This is a genomic window from Pseudomonas poae (assembly GCA_028869255.1).
Classification (GTDB): domain Bacteria; phylum Pseudomonadota; class Gammaproteobacteria; order Pseudomonadales; family Pseudomonadaceae; genus Aquipseudomonas; species Aquipseudomonas poae_C.
The window spans coordinates 1,505,103-1,519,077 of sequence record CP110972.1 but is presented as its reverse complement, the minus strand read 5'-3'; the positions used below and the strand labels follow the sequence as shown (position 1 = coordinate 1,519,077).

Below are 13,975 nucleotides of genomic sequence, written 5' to 3'. Positions count from 1 at the left end.
TAGGCTGGCTGATCTAGCGCTTTCGCGAGCAAGCCCGCTCCCACATTCAGATGGTGTATGCCTCTGGAATCGGGGCCGTCGGCACACACTGCAACAACGTGCGGGTATAAGGATGGCGCGCATCGGCGAACAGCTTCGCCGTGTCGCCCTGCTCCACCACCCGCCCGTGCTGCATCACGGCGATCCGATCACACAAACGCGCCGCTACGCGCAAATCGTGGGTGATAAACACAATGCTCAATTTCAGCTGCCGTTGCAGGGACTCCAGCAATTCCAGAATCTGCACCTGAATCAAGGCATCCAGGGCCGATACGCACTCATCGGCAATCAGCACCTTGGGTTCCACCGCCAATGCGCGGGCGATGCCGATGCGCTGGCGCTGGCCGCCGGAGAACTCATGGGGGTAGCGTTCGAACGCCGTGGCGGGCAGGCCCACCCGTTCCAGCAAGGCCCGTGCGCGCTGTTCGGCGTCGGCCCTGGAGCGGCCCTGCACCAGCGGCCCGGTCATGACGATGCGGCCCACGGTCTGGCGTGGGTTGAGGGACGCGAACGGGTCCTGGAAGATCATCTGCACCTCACTGCGCAACGGCCGCAAACGCGCCTCGGGCAACCCTGCCACGTCCTGGCCCAGCCATTCGATGTGCCCGGTGTCGGCCCGCAACAGCCGCACCAGGCAGCGGCCCAAGGTCGACTTGCCCGACCCCGACTCCCCGACGATCCCCAAGGTTTCACCCTCACGCAACTGCAGCTCGACGGCGTCCAGCGCCTGGGTGGTGCGCCGGCCCCACCAGCCATTGCGGGTACTGAACACCTTGCCCAATTGCTCGGCCTTGAGCACCACCGCGCCGTCAACCGTACCGCGCGGCGCCAGCGGTTGGGCCGACACCGCCGCCAACAGTTGCCGGGTATATAGCGCCTGGGGCTCACGCAACACCTGGTGCGCGCTGCCCTGTTCCACCACGCGGCCTTTTTCCAGCACCAGCACGCGGTCGGCAATCGCCTCGACCACAGCAAAGTCATGGGTGATAAACAACAGCGCCATGCCTGTGTCTTGCTGGATGCTGCGCAACAGGTCGAGGATCTGCGCCTGGGTGGTCACGTCGAGGGCCGAGGTGGGTTCATCGGCGATCAACAGCGCCGGCTCGAATGCCAGGGCCATGGCGATGACCACCCGTTGGCGCTGGCCACCCGAGAGTTCAAAGGGATAGGCCAGGCGCAGGCGCTCGGGGTCGGGCAGGCCGACATAACCGAGCAAATCCACGACCCGCCGCCGACGCTCGCCCGCAGCTTTCACGCCATGGGCGCGCAGGGTTTCATCAATCTGCTCCCCCACCCGCAGCAGCGGGTTCAGCGCGCTCATGGGTTCCTGGAACACCATACTGATGTCGCGCCCGCGCAGTTCGCGCATGGCGGCTTCGCTGCGTTCCGCCAGGTCTTGCTCGCGAAACACCAGACGCCCGCTTTCCACCCTCAGCGGCACCGGCAACTGGCGCAGCAGGGCCTTGGCCAGCATCGACTTGCCCGAGCCGGACTCGCCCACCACACACAGGCATTCGCCACTGCGCAGTTGCAGCGACAGGTCATACAGCGCATGGCTGCGGTCGGCACCCGCCGGCAAGGCGATGCGCAGGTGCTCGACACTCAATAACGTCATAGCGACCTCCCCGGTTCAAACGCCACGCGCAGGCCCTCGCCCAGCCGATTTACCGCCAGTACACACAGCACAATCGCCAGCCCCGGCAAGAAACTCATCCACCACGCATCCCGCAACAGGCCACGGGACGCGTTGATCATATAACCCCAGCTCATCGCCTCCGGGTCGCTGAGGCCAAGGAACGCCAGCGCGGCTTCGGTGAGGATCGCCGTGGCCATCACAAACGTCATGACCACCAGCAACGGCGCCAGGGCATTCGGCAGGATCTGTTGGCTGATAATCCCCCAGGGCGACTGGCCCAGCACCCGCGCCGCCTGCACGAATTCGCGCTGGCGCAGGGTGAGGAATTCACTGCGCACCAGGCGCGCCACCGCCGGCCACGCCACCAAGGCAATCGCCAGCACGATAGTGCCCAGGGACGGTTCCAGCACCGCCACCAGGATCACCGCCAGCACCAGTTGCGGGATGATCTGGAAGAACTCGGCGACGCGCATCAGCACGCCGTCGACCCAGCCGCCGAAGTACCCGGCGATGGCGCCCACCACCAGCCCCACCAGCAAGGTCGCCAGGCTGGTCAGCACACCCACCGCCAGCGACAGGCGGGCGCCATAGAGCAAGCCGCTGCCGAGGTCACGCCCGAGCTGGTCGCTGCCCAGCCAGTGCGCCGGGTCGTGGAACGGCGCCAGCATCGGCTGGGCGTTCATGTCCCACGGCGAGCTGTCGACGAGCCAGGGCGCAGCCAGCGCCAGCGCGGCCAACAGCAGCAGGAACAGTGCGCCGATCAGCGCCGAGGGTTGGCGCACAAAGCGCTTGAGCACGCTCATCCGCCCTGCCCTCCGGCGCCGATACGTGGGTCGAGCAAACGGCAAATCACATCGGTCAACACGTTGAAGCCCACCACCAGAGTCGAAATAACCAGAAAGCCGCCCATCAACACGCCGTAGTCACGTTGGGCCAGGGCGTCGTACAACAAGCGGCCGATGCCGGGCCAGGCATACACCACCTCCACCAGCAACGCGACGCTGGCCAGTTGGCCCAGTTGCAAACCGGCAAAGGTCACCACCGGCAACAAAGCGTTGCGCAGCACATGCACCCAGAGAATCCGTCGCGGGTGCAAGCCTTTGGCGTGGGCGGTGCGCACGTACTCCTGGCCCAGCGCGTCGAGCACGGCGGCGCGGGTCAGGTGGATGTACAAGGCGAGGAACATCACGCTCAAGGACACGCACGGCAACAGCAGATGCTGCAAACGGTCCAGCACCGAGAAATCGCGGCCCACGGTCTCCATACCAAACGCCGGCAGCCAGTCCAGGCTCACGGAAAACAGCAGGATCAGCAGCATCGCCAACCAGAACGACGGTATCGAATACAGCAGCAAGGCCCCGTGGGAAATCAGCCCATCCAGCCAGTGCCGTTTCTGCCGGGCCCGCGCCGCCAGCACCCCGAGGGTCACCCCCAGCACCGACGACAGCACAAACGCCGAGCCCATCAACGCCAGCGTGGCCGGCAAACGCTCGGCGAGCAGCGACCACACGGCGGTCTGGTTGCGGTAGGAATACCCGAGGTCCAGCTGGGCGACATGGCCGAGGTAGATCAGCAATTGCTGGAGCAGCGGTTTATCCAGGCCCATGGTCTGGCGCAGTTGCTCGATAAACTGCGCATCATCCACCCCCGCCTCACCGGCCAGCAGCAGCGCCGGGTCGCCCGGCGCCAGGCGGATCAGCAGGAAACTCAACACCAACACCGCCACCACCATCAGCAGCGCCTTGCCCAGGCGCCCGCCGACATACAGCACGCCATTCATGGTGCCGGGGCCTCGAGGTACACGCTTTCGTAGTCTTCGTTAAGGCTGGTGGCGGTCTGCAGCAGGTTTTTGACCTGGCTGTGAAACAGCGTCGGGTAGCGCATCTCGAAGATCGGCGCGATGGGCAAGTCGGTGTTCAACAGGTTCTCCAACTTACTGTAGAGCTGCTTGCGCTCCGGGCCTTGCGGGGTATCGGCGAGCTGGCGCCACAGCGCATCCGCCTCGGGGCTGTTGTAGCCGCTGACGTTGGCGAACGGCGAGGTCTTGAGAATATAGTCGGAGCGGAACAGGTAGGCGCTGGTCAGGTACGGGTCGCCGATCTGGAAGATAAAATTGTAGGTCAGGTCGAAGTCCCAGTCGCTGACACGCTGGAACCAGGTCGCCGCATCCGACGTCACCACCTGCACCTTGAAACCCAGGGGTTGCAGGGCCTGCTTGGTGTATTCGGCCAGGCGTTCCCAGGCGCCGCCCTTCTCGCCATTGAGCAGGCGGATACGCACCGCGCCCACGTCCACACCGGACTCGGCGATCAGCGCCTTGGCCTTTTTCACGTCATAGGCGTACTGCGGCAACTGCGGGTCGTGGTACGGGGTGCTCGACACGAACTCGCCCTGGGCCACCTTGCCCGAGCCGAAGAAAATGTTATCGACGATGAACTGGCGGTTCAGCGCATACAGGATCGCCTGGCGCACCTTGGGGTTGTTCAACGGCGGCTTGCGCGTGTTGATCTGCAGGAAGGCCAGGCCGGCGTACAGCTCCCAGCCTTTCTCCGACGACTGCACATCCGCCAACGCGCTGAGGCGCTTGAGGTCGGCGTAATCGGCATCGCCACTGCGCAGCACTTGCACGTCATTGCGTTCAAACGCAGCGGCACGCGAGGAGCCGTCGGGGATCACGTGGAAGACAATGCTATCGAGGTGCGGCAGGCCCTTCTTCCAATAGTTGGGGTTCTTGGCCAGCTTGATATAGGCGCCGCGCTTCCACTCCACAAACACGAACGGCCCGGTGCCCACCGGTTTGAGATTGTAGGGGTTGTTGCGAAAATCGGTGTTCGCGTACAGGTGCTTGGGCACCACCGGGCGCAGGCCGCTGCCCAAGGCCGAGAGCAACGGCGCGAAGGGTTTCTTCAGGTGGAAGACCACTTGCAGCGGGCCCTTGGCGGTGATGCTGTCGACGTACTCGGTGATGATCCCGCCGAGGCGCTTATCCACTTCGGGGTAGAAGGTCTGGAAGCTGAACACCACGTCATCGGCGGTAAAGGCCGGGCCGTCGTGCCAGTGCACGCCGTCCTGCAAATCGAAGGTGTAGGTGAGGCCGTCCGGCGAGAGGCTCCAGGCTTTGGCCAACACCGGTTTGGGGTTGAGGTCGGTGTCGAAAGTCAGCAGGCCCTGCAGCACCTTGCCGCTCACATATTGCGTGGACACATGGCTGACCACGCCGTGCATCAGCGAGGGCGGCTCCGGCTGAGCCACCAGGTTCAGCACCCCGCCGTCCTGGGGTTGCGCCAGCGCCTGGCCGGCCAGCAACGCAGTGCACAACCCCACGGACGAGAGGACGCGGCGAAAAGAGAATGGGCGCATGGAAGCTCCTCGATTGGAAAGACATGCGGAGGATTTTGCAAGGGCTGTGCCATGGGGGTTTCAAGCGCGATTGCGGGTGTTATGGATAGCCAGGGTGATGAAAAAACCACAGCGGCCTGCACGAGTGTGCAAAAAGCAACAGCAACACAAGTCCACTGTGGGAGCTGGCTTGCCTGCGATAGCGGTGCATCAGCCACCCAATTCATCACTCAGCCACCGCTATCGCAGGCAAGCCAGCTCCCACAGGAAACCTGTGTGTTCAGATGGCACAAGGTTTGCCCCTGTATTCGCCATTCGAATAGATGAGCGTTTACAGCATGTCACTGGATTACCTGGGCAACCCCATCGACACCACCCACCCCGCCACCCGCCAGGGCCTGGACGATTTCATCGGCGGCTTTCTCGGCTACCAGCCCCGCGCCGAAGGCATTCTCGCCATCGCCGATGCCGACCCCGACTCCGCGCTGGCGAATGCGTTCGCCGGGTTGCTGTTGATGTTTATCGAGTCCCCCGAAGGCCCGGCCCTGGCCGAAAAATATCGCCTGCGCGCCGCCGCCGTGAACACCGACCATCCCCGCGCCCAGCTGTACCTGGCCGTGCTGCATGCCTGGATCCATGACGAACCGGACGCGGTCCTGCAGCTCAGCGAACAGCTGCTTGAGCGCTACCCCCGCGACCTGTTCGCCGCCAAGCTCAACCAGTACCTGGAATTCAACCGGGGCAACTGGCCGGCGCTGCTGCGCATCGGCCTCAAGGCCACGGCTGGCGCGCCGGACATCGCCCACAGCCACGGCTTGCTGGCCTTCGCCTACGAGCAATGCCACTTGCTCGAAGAGGCCGAAGCCAGCGCCCGCGAGGCCCTGCGCCTGCAACCTTCGGAGCCCTGGGCCCAGCATGCGCTGGCGCATGTGCTGCTGACCCAGGGCCGCATCGAAGAAGGCACTGCGTTCCTCGAAGGCGTGAAGCATCATTGGGCCGGTTTGAACTCGTTTATGTACACCCACAACTGGTGGCACCTGGCGCTGTTCTACCTGGCCCGCGGTGACGATCAGCGGGTATTGGCGATTTACGACCAGCATGTGTGGGGCATCCTGCCGGAGTATTCCCAGGACCAGGTCGGCGCCGTGTCATTGCTGGCGCGGCTGGAACTGGCCGGCATCGACGTGGGCGAGCGCTGGCAAGCGTTGGCGCCCTACCTGCAACGCCGGGTGGGCGACACGGTGCAGCCGTTCCTCAGCGTGCAGTACCTGTATGGCCTGGCGCGGGCGGGCAAACCCGAGGCGGATACGCTGCTGGCGGCGCTGCGCCAATACAGCGTTGAGGCGCGGCCGGTGTGGGCCGAAGTCACCCTGCCATTGGCCCTGGGGCTGCTGGCCCATGCACGCGGGGATGCGCAAGGCGCACTGGCGCAACTGGGCATTGCACTGCCACGCCTGAATGAGATTGGCGGCAGCCATGCCCAGCGCGACCTGTTTGCCCAGGTGGAACTGGATGCAAGGTTGCAGGCGGGGGACTGGTTTGGCGCGCAGCAAACCCTGGAGTTGCGGCGCAGGTATGACGGCTGGGATGTGCCGACCAATCGCAGTTTGGTGCGGGTGTATGCGGCGTTGGGGTTGCCGCAGCAGGCGGCAAAGGCCCAAGAGCGGGTATCGCGGTTTACCGGCTAGACATCGATCCAAATGTGGGAGCTGGCTTGCTCCCACAGGATGACCGAGTCGGGCCTGAAAAACCGGCAGGCTAGCCCCGCGCCGCAAACACCCCTCTGGCAATCGCCCGCGCCACACAGTCCGCCGCCGCTGAGCCGATGCAGCCGATCTCCACCTGCCGCCGTGGCCCGTCGGTCAACTCTACCGCCGCCGAGGCCAGGGCAAACACCGTATCCCCATCAAACGGCAAATGCGCCGGGCGCACGGCTCGCGCAACCCCGTCCTGGGCCATGATCGCCACGCGCTTGCACTCGGCCACGCTGAGGCGTGCGGTGCTGGCGACCACCACCAGCGTGGTGTTGGCCCCGGCTTGCAGGCGGCCCATGGAGTCCAGGCGCGACAGCTCAGGCATCGGGTCACTGCAATCCATTACCCCCTCGGGCCGCTGGCCGCCGAACTCCCCCGCCACTTCCCAGGGCCAGGCCCAGAAGGTTTTGCCGTCGGGCATGTACACCGAGCCAATCGGGTTGGCGACCACCAGCGCGGCAACGATCAGCCCATCGCCCAAGTCCAGGGAGGCCGTGCCAATCCCGCCTTTCAACACCCCGGCCATGGCACCACGCCCGGCGCCTACGGAGCCCAGCTCAAACGCCTCGCCGGCATTGGCCAGCGCCTCAAAACCCAGGCGCCGATAAGGCGGTTCCAGGCCCCAGTCCTTGTCACCGCCGTTGGCCAGGTCGTGCAATACAGCCGCCGGCACGATGGGGATGGCTGGCGCTCCGGGCTTGAGGTGCAGGCCCACCTGCTCTTGGGACAGCTGCGCCGCCACCGCATCCGCCGCGCCCAGGCCAAACACCGAGCCACCGGCGAACACTAGCGCGTGCAGCTGGCCGACCATGTTTTCCGGCTCAAGGGCGGCGGTTTCACGCCCGCCGGGGCCGCCGCCACGAATGTCAATGCTGGCGGTCCAGAAACCATCGGGGCGGATCACCGTGACGCCGGTGTCGACGTGCCGGTCCGTGGCGTGGCCGACGGTAAGGCCTGGGATATCAGTGAGGGCGTTGCGCGGGCCGGGTCTAGGCATACAGAAAAAACTTCCTTCGGTTCAGGTATGGCGCTGAGTCAGCAAGGCGTGTGCCAAGCATCGGCTTCCCGGTCCTGCGCTGCAAAACCCGCTTGCCGCAAAAACCCTCTGCACAAAAACCAACACCCTGCCTTGCGGGCTGCTAGAAAAACACCAACGCCCCCTCAAACCTCCAATCAAACCGTTGTTATCAAAGGATTTTTACAAATGGCACAGCCCTTGCTCTGCTGCCTTCACCAGAGCTTGAACCCAACAAGCCGACCTCGATCAAGGCCACACGCCTTAACCCACTGGAGTGTTTCCCATCATGAATGCATCACGCGCCGCAGGCCGCCGCCCCGGCAAGGCCTTCGCCCACACCCTGTTATTCCTCGCCCTGTGCGAGGCGGCCGGCTACAGCAGCCTGACCCTCGCCGCCGAAACCCCGGCCAGCGACAACCCCCTGGACACCGTGGTGGTGATCGGCAACCGCGGCCAGGCGCGCACCCTGGCCGATAGCCCGGCGCCGGTGGATGTGATCTCGTCCAAGCAGCTGCTCGCCACCGGCCAGGGCGACCTGACTCGTGCGCTAAGCAAGGTGCTGCCGTCACTCAACCAGCCGGCCTCGTCGGGCTTCGGCTCGACCTCGGTGGTGCGCCCGATCAGCCTGCGTGGCCTCAACGGCGACCAGGTGCTGGTGCTGGTCAACGGCAAGCGCCGCCACAACAGCGCGCTGCTCAACAACGGCACCTACCTCAATTCCGGCTCGCAACCGGTGGACCTGGACATGATCCCCACCGCCCTGGTGGATCACGTGGAAGTGCTGCGCGATGGCGCCTCGGCGCAATACGGCTCGGATGCGATCGGCGGCGTGGTCAACATCGTGCTCAAGCAGACCGACCACGGTGGCAGCCTGTCCACCAGCTACGGCCAGAACTATGAAAACGGCGACGGCGAAACCGTGCGCCAGACCGGCAACGTCGGCCTGGCCCTGCCCAATGACGGGTTTATCAACCTGGCGCTGGACGTGAAAAAGCAAAACGTCTCCGACCGCTCCGACAACGCGCCGTACACCGACTCCGCCGGCAATACCAGCCTGCAGCACACCTACTACGGCACCGGCCTGCCCGAGGCGAAGAACTTCAGCCTGGGTTATAACGCCGAACTGCCGGTCGCCGACGCACTGACCCTGTACTCGTTCTCCACCTACACCCACCGCAACTCGGAAAAACCCCTGGCGTTTCACCAGCCGTCGTCGTTCAACGGCATCCAGACCCCGTACCCGGAAGGTATCGAAGACAACCTGCGCTTTATCGAGGACGACTTCCAGGTCGCATTCGGTGGCAAGGGCCAGGTCGCCGGCTGGGACTACGACCTGTCCAGCACCTACGGCCAGGACCATGCCCGGGCCACGCTGACCGACACCTACAACCTGAGCTACGGCCCCACGTCGCCGACCTCGGTGGACACCGGTGTGAAAACCTTCAGCCAGTGGACCAACAACCTCGACCTGACCCGCGCCTTCGACCTTGGCCTGTACAAGCCGACGCAGATTTCCTGGGGCCTGGAACATCGCTATGAGAACTACAAGATCGGCAAGGGGGATGTCGCCTCCTACGCCAGCGGGCCCTTCAGCACCGGCGCCAACGGTGCGCTGATCCCACCGGGGACTATTTCCGGGGCCGGCACCACCCCCGCCGACGCCGCCGAAAAAAGCCGCGACAGCCTGGCCGGCTACGGCGAGATCGGCCAGGACTTCACCGACAAATGGCACGTCGACCTGGCCGGTCGCTACGAGCACTACGACGACGGCTCGGGCAACACCACCAATGGCAAGCTCTCCACGCGCTACCAGTTGACCCCGATCCTGGCCGTGCGCGGCACCGTCAGCACCGGCTTTCGGGCGCCCTCACTGGCCCAGCAGATCTACAGCGCCACCTCGCAAACCAGCGTGAATGGCCAACTGTTCGACTACCGCAACGTGGCGGTAGATTCCGACGTCGCCAAGGCGTTGGGCGCCAGCAAACTCAAGCCGGAAAAATCCACCAACATCAGCCTCGGCATCACCCTGCAACCCACCGAAGCCACCAGCATCACCCTGGATGCCTACCAGATCCAGATCAAGGACCGTATCGCGCAAACCGGCTACCTCGGCGGCACCCCGCAGATCAGCGCGATCCTCGCCGCCGCCGGGCTCAACCCGAACCAGGCCGTCACCTACTTCACCAACGCCCTGGACACCACCACCCGCGGTATCGACCTGGTCGGCGATTATCGCCAGGACATCGGTGCCTGGGGCAACCTGAAATACACCGCAGGCTTTAACTGGAACACCACGCAGATCGACGATATCCACGCCTCGGCCGTCGCCGCCCAGGCACTTGGCCCGGATGGTGGCTATGACCGTCAGCGCCAGGGCAACCTCAAGTACGGCCTGCCGCAATCCAAGCTGCTGCTGGGCACCACCTGGACCTACGACAAACTCGAGGTGGGCCTGAACCTGACCCGCTACGGCGAATACACCCAGTACGGCACCGCCGAGGCGTTCGACCGCACCTTCTCACCGGCGTGGATCACCGACCTGAACATCGACTACCACCTGACCAAGGCGGTCACCCTGAACGCTGGCGCCAACAACCTGTTCAACAAGTACCCGGAACGCACCGACCTGGCCAGCAGCTCGGGCGGTTTCCCCTATGGCAACTTCTCGCCTTACGGCACCACCGGCGGCTACTGGTACACCGGCGTGACCTACAACTTCTAACCCAGCTCACGGGGCCGGTTTACCGGCTCCGTGCCTGACCTCGATGGGAGCCTGTTCATGACCCGCCGCACCGACCAACTCAAACTCGGCGCCTTCCTCGCCAACAGCGGCCACCACGTCGCCGCCTGGCGTCACCCGCTGGCCCAGGCTGACGCCAGCCTGGATTTCGAGCACTTCAAACACATCGCCCAGACTGCCGAGCGCGGCAAGTTCGACGCGCTGTTCATCGCCGATGTGGTTGCGCTGTGGGGGCATCATCACGATGCCCTGAGCCGGACCGCCCGCGCCGAACACTTCGAGCCACTCACCTTGATGTCGGCCCTGGCCGCCGTCACCCAGCACATCGGCCTGATCGCCACGGCGACCACCACCTACAACGAGCCGTACCATATCGCCCGCAAGTTCGCGTCGCTGGACCACCTGTCCAAAGGCCGCGCCGCCTGGAACCTGGTGACCTCGGTGGTCTCGGATGAAGCCTGGAATTTCGGCCGTGAAAACCACGTGGACCACGGCGACCGCTACCAGCGCGCCGAAGAGTTCCACGATGTGGTCAAGGACCTGTGGGACAGCTGGGACGACGACGCCTTTACCCGCGACAAGGCCAGTGGCGAATATTTCGACCCGGCCAAGTTGCACACCCTCAACCATCGCGGCCAACACTTTGCGGTGCGCGGCCCACTGAACGTGGCACGCCCGCCCCAGGGCCATCCGGTGCTGGTGCAGGCCGGCGCCTCGGAGCCGGGCAAACAGCTGGCCGCGCGCGTGGCGGAAGTGATCTTCGCCCACGCCCATAACGTGCAGAGCGCCCAGGCGTTCTACCAGGACATCAAGCAGCGTGCCGCCGCCCTCGGCCGCGATCCGGACCACATCAAGATCCTGCCCGGCGTCACCCCGTTCATCGCCGACACCCGCGAACAGGCCCAGGCACTGTTCGAAGAATTCCAGGCGCTGATCGACCCGGTGCTGGGCCTGCGCCTGCTGGCGGATACCTTGGGGGATGACATCGACCTGTCCGGCCATGACCTCGACGGCCCCTTGCCCGAGACGCCGGTGGGCCAACGCGGTAGCCGGCGTGACAAGGTGCTGGAGCTGGCCCGCACCGAGCACCTGAGCATCCGCCAGCTGTACCTGCGCCTGGCCGGCGGCAACCCGGTGATCGGCACCGCCGAGGACGTTGCCGACTACTTCGAGGCATGGTTCCAGGCCCGTGCCTGCGACGGCTTCAATGTGTTCTTCCCGTACTTTCCGGGGGCCATCGACCTGTTCGTCGAGCACGTGATTCCGCTGCTGCAGGCACGCGGCGTGTTCCGTCTTGAATATGAAGGCGCTACGCTGCGAGATAATCTCGGCCTGCCGCGCCCGGCCAACCGGTTCACGCAAGGAAACTGACGCATGCCCCTTGAATTCAGCTGGTTGATGCCCCTGTGTAGCCCCGACTGGGCGGCGCGGCCGGGGCAGTGGATTCAGTTGGCCCAGGCCGTGGAGTATGCCGGCCTCGATGGCCTGTGGATTCCCGGCGGAGCCTTGTGCGCCGACAGCCTGGGCGTGGCGGCAGCGTTGTGTGCGCATACACAGCGGGTGCAATTGTCGGTGAGCGTGCCGCCCGAGGTGATGCTGCCGGCGGCGCTGGCCACCACCCTGCAAAGCCTGCAATCGATCAGCGGCCACCGCGTGCAGCTGCACCTGCCGAACAGTGAGCGCAGTGCATTTGGTGAATGGCTCAACCGCGACCAACGCAGCGAACGCATTGGCGAATACCTGGAAATCCTCCAGCAACTGCTCACGCCGCAAGACGGCGGCCTGGATTACCAGGGCCGCTACTTCCAACTGGAAAACGCCGGCGTCGCCCGCCGCGAACTGCCCGCGCCAGGGCTGGTGCTGGACGACAGCCAAAGCCACACGCTGGTGGCCGCCCACGCCCAGACCTGCCTGCTCGCGCCGGGCCACCCCAACGCACTGGCCAAGGAGATCCAGCGCTGGCGGGCGATCCAGCCGGCGCTGAGGTTTGCCTGCACCTTCGGCCTGATCCTCGGCGACAGCGAAGACCTGGCCTGGGAAGCGGCCGCCACGCTGCTGCCGATACCGGTGTTGCCCGACGAGCCGCTGGCCACCCTGCCCCGCGCCCGCCACCCGCTGCGTCAATGGGAAGTGCACCCGAACCTGCTGCAACTGGCGCCTGGGCAACCGCTGATCCTGGTGGGCAGCCCGCAACAGATCGCCACGCGCCTGCAGGAACTGCACGGGCTGGGCGTGAACCAGGTGATTGTGGAGGGTGGGCCGGCGGTCAGCGAGGTGCTGCGCTTTGGCGAACACGTGGTTTCCCTTCTGCGCAAGGAGCGCCTGCACGATGAACACTGATGTACGCCCGCCAATCCAGCTGGACTGGTTTTTGCCCACCAATGGCGACGGTCGTCACCTCACCAGCAGCGGCTTGCCCAAGGTCGGGCTGTTCCAGCAAGGCGAACGCGCGCCCACCCTGGGCTACCTGCGCCAGATCGTACGCGCCACCGAGCAGGCCGGCTTCGACGGCATCATGGTGCCCACCGCCAGCGGTTTCGAAGACCCGTGGCTGATCACCGCCGTGCTGGCCCAGGAGGTGCGTCGTCTGAAATTCCTGCTCACCCTGCGCCCAGGCACCGAGCTGCCCGCTTACACCGCGCACCGCGCCGCCACCTTGCAACTGCTCAGCGAAAACCGCCTGGCGCTGCACGTGGTGACCGGTTCCAGCCGCTTCGAACAGCGCTCTCTGGGCGATTTTCTGGAACACGACGAACGCTACGCGCGCACCGCCGAATTCCTCCAGGAGTTCCAGGCCGTATGGGCCGACCAGCCGTCGGCACATCCTGGGCGGTATTACCGCAGCGGCATCCACACCCCCATCGCGCCAGGGGCGCAGGTGCCGTCGATCTATTTCGGCGGCGCCTCCGAAGCGGCCGAACGCGTCGGCGCGGCCCATGGGCAAACCTACCTGATGTGGTGCGAGCCGCCCGCGATGATCGCCGAACGCATCCAGCGCATGCGCGACCTTGCCGCCGCCCAGGGTCGTACGCTGCGCTTCGGCCTGCGCCTGCACGTATTCGCCGCGACCACCGACGACGCCGCCTGGGCCCATGTGGAACGCCTGCTGCAAGAAATCCCCAAGGACGCCATCGACCAGGCGCAACGGCAAATGGCCGCGTATGAATCCGTGGGCCAGAGCCGCCAGACCCAACTGATGCAAGGCCGTGGCCGCGGTGCACGCGAGCTGGAGGTGTCGGCCAACCTGTGGGCGGGCGTGGGCCTGGTGCGCGGCGGCGCGGGCACAGCCCTGGTGGGCAGTTATGCGCAAGTGGCGGAGCGGATCGAGGAGTATCACCAGTTGGGGGTCGACAGTTTTATCCTGTCGGGTTTCCCCCATCTGGAAGAAGCGATTCACGTCGGGGCGGAGGTGTTGCCGTTGCTGCGCAAAATCGATGCAACACCTTGAC

General features: G+C 65.3%; 10 protein-coding genes. 5 read left to right on the top strand and 5 right to left on the bottom strand.

Features of this window, described 5'->3' with window-relative positions; translation table 11 throughout:
* Nucleotides 1-46: 46 nt before the first annotated feature.
* From LRS56_07090 to LRS56_07075, 4 genes are read right to left on the bottom strand one after another with little or no spacing between them, the layout of a single operon-like run.
* Complete coding sequence (locus tag LRS56_07090) at nt 47-1,654, bottom strand: ABC transporter ATP-binding protein (protein WDU64256.1); 1,608 nt, start codon at nt 1,652-1,654, stop codon at nt 47-49.
* Nucleotides 1,651-2,478: an ABC transporter permease gene (locus LRS56_07085; protein WDU64255.1), complete on the bottom strand. Its 828-nt coding sequence runs from the start codon at nt 2,476-2,478 to the stop codon at nt 1,651-1,653. The genes LRS56_07090 and LRS56_07085 overlap by 4 nt, the downstream gene beginning before the upstream one ends.
* Nucleotides 2,475-3,455: an ABC transporter permease gene (locus LRS56_07080; protein ID WDU64254.1), complete on the bottom strand. Its 981-nt coding sequence runs from the start codon at nt 3,453-3,455 to the stop codon at nt 2,475-2,477. The genes LRS56_07085 and LRS56_07080 overlap by 4 nt, the downstream gene beginning before the upstream one ends.
* Nucleotides 3,452-5,035 (bottom strand): ABC transporter substrate-binding protein, encoded by a 1,584-nt coding sequence (locus LRS56_07075; protein ID WDU64253.1) that lies wholly within the window; start codon nt 5,033-5,035, stop codon nt 3,452-3,454. The genes LRS56_07080 and LRS56_07075 overlap by 4 nt, the downstream gene beginning before the upstream one ends.
* 317 nt (nt 5,036-5,352) lie before the next feature.
* On the opposite strand from LRS56_07075, the gene LRS56_07070 reads away from it, so the two are divergent.
* Nucleotides 5,353-6,702, top strand: a complete 1,350-nt coding sequence (locus LRS56_07070) for a tetratricopeptide repeat protein (GenBank protein ID WDU64252.1) — start codon at nt 5,353-5,355, stop codon at nt 6,700-6,702.
* Between the two features lie 70 nt (nt 6,703-6,772).
* On the opposite strand, the gene LRS56_07065 is transcribed toward LRS56_07070, so the two are convergent.
* Nucleotides 6,773-7,765 carry a P1 family peptidase gene (locus LRS56_07065; GenBank protein ID WDU64251.1) on the bottom strand — a complete coding sequence of 331 codons (993 nt, stop codon included), beginning with the start codon at nt 7,763-7,765 and terminating at the stop codon, nt 6,773-6,775.
* Between the two features lie 307 nt (nt 7,766-8,072).
* On the opposite strand from LRS56_07065, the gene LRS56_07060 reads away from it, so the two are divergent.
* Genes LRS56_07060 through LRS56_07045 form a run of 4 tightly spaced genes read left to right on the top strand, consistent with a single transcriptional unit; the run spans nt 8,073 to nt 13,974 of the window.
* Nucleotides 8,073-10,508 carry a TonB-dependent receptor gene (locus LRS56_07060; protein WDU64250.1) on the top strand — a complete coding sequence of 812 codons (2,436 nt, stop codon included), beginning with the start codon at nt 8,073-8,075 and terminating at the stop codon, nt 10,506-10,508.
* A 57-nt stretch (nt 10,509-10,565) separates the two neighbouring features.
* Nucleotides 10,566-11,897 (top strand): LLM class flavin-dependent oxidoreductase, encoded by a 1,332-nt coding sequence (locus tag LRS56_07055; GenBank protein WDU64249.1) that lies wholly within the window; start codon nt 10,566-10,568, stop codon nt 11,895-11,897.
* Nucleotides 11,898-11,900: 3 nt separating this feature from the next.
* The gene (locus LRS56_07050; GenBank protein WDU64248.1) at nt 11,901-12,866 is read left to right on the top strand and encodes an LLM class flavin-dependent oxidoreductase; all 966 of its coding nucleotides are present in this window, start codon (nt 11,901-11,903) and stop codon (nt 12,864-12,866) included.
* Nucleotides 12,856-13,974: an LLM class flavin-dependent oxidoreductase gene (locus tag LRS56_07045; GenBank protein WDU64247.1), complete on the top strand. Its 1,119-nt coding sequence runs from the start codon at nt 12,856-12,858 to the stop codon at nt 13,972-13,974. The genes LRS56_07050 and LRS56_07045 overlap by 11 nt, the downstream gene beginning before the upstream one ends.
* The last annotated feature ends 1 nt before the right edge of the window (nt 13,975 follow it).

Bases quoted from the DNA above. Each gene is read 5' to 3' on its own strand.
- LRS56_07090 (WDU64256.1), bottom strand. From the start codon at position 1,654: ATGACGTTATTGAGTGTCGAGCACCTGCGCATCGCCTTGCCGGCGGGT.
- LRS56_07085 (WDU64255.1), bottom strand. From the start codon at position 2,478: ATGAGCGTGCTCAAGCGCTTTGTGCGCCAACCCTCGGCGCTGATCGGC.
- LRS56_07080 (WDU64254.1), bottom strand. From the start codon at position 3,455: ATGAATGGCGTGCTGTATGTCGGCGGGCGCCTGGGCAAGGCGCTGCTG.
- LRS56_07075 (WDU64253.1), bottom strand. From the start codon at position 5,035: ATGCGCCCATTCTCTTTTCGCCGCGTCCTCTCGTCCGTGGGGTTGTGC.
- LRS56_07070 (WDU64252.1), top strand. From the start codon at position 5,353: ATGTCACTGGATTACCTGGGCAACCCCATCGACACCACCCACCCCGCC.
- LRS56_07065 (WDU64251.1), bottom strand. From the start codon at position 7,765: ATGCCTAGACCCGGCCCGCGCAACGCCCTCACTGATATCCCAGGCCTT.
- LRS56_07060 (WDU64250.1), top strand. From the start codon at position 8,073: ATGAATGCATCACGCGCCGCAGGCCGCCGCCCCGGCAAGGCCTTCGCC.
- LRS56_07055 (WDU64249.1), top strand. From the start codon at position 10,566: ATGACCCGCCGCACCGACCAACTCAAACTCGGCGCCTTCCTCGCCAAC.
- LRS56_07050 (WDU64248.1), top strand. From the start codon at position 11,901: ATGCCCCTTGAATTCAGCTGGTTGATGCCCCTGTGTAGCCCCGACTGG.
- LRS56_07045 (WDU64247.1), top strand. From the start codon at position 12,856: ATGAACACTGATGTACGCCCGCCAATCCAGCTGGACTGGTTTTTGCCC.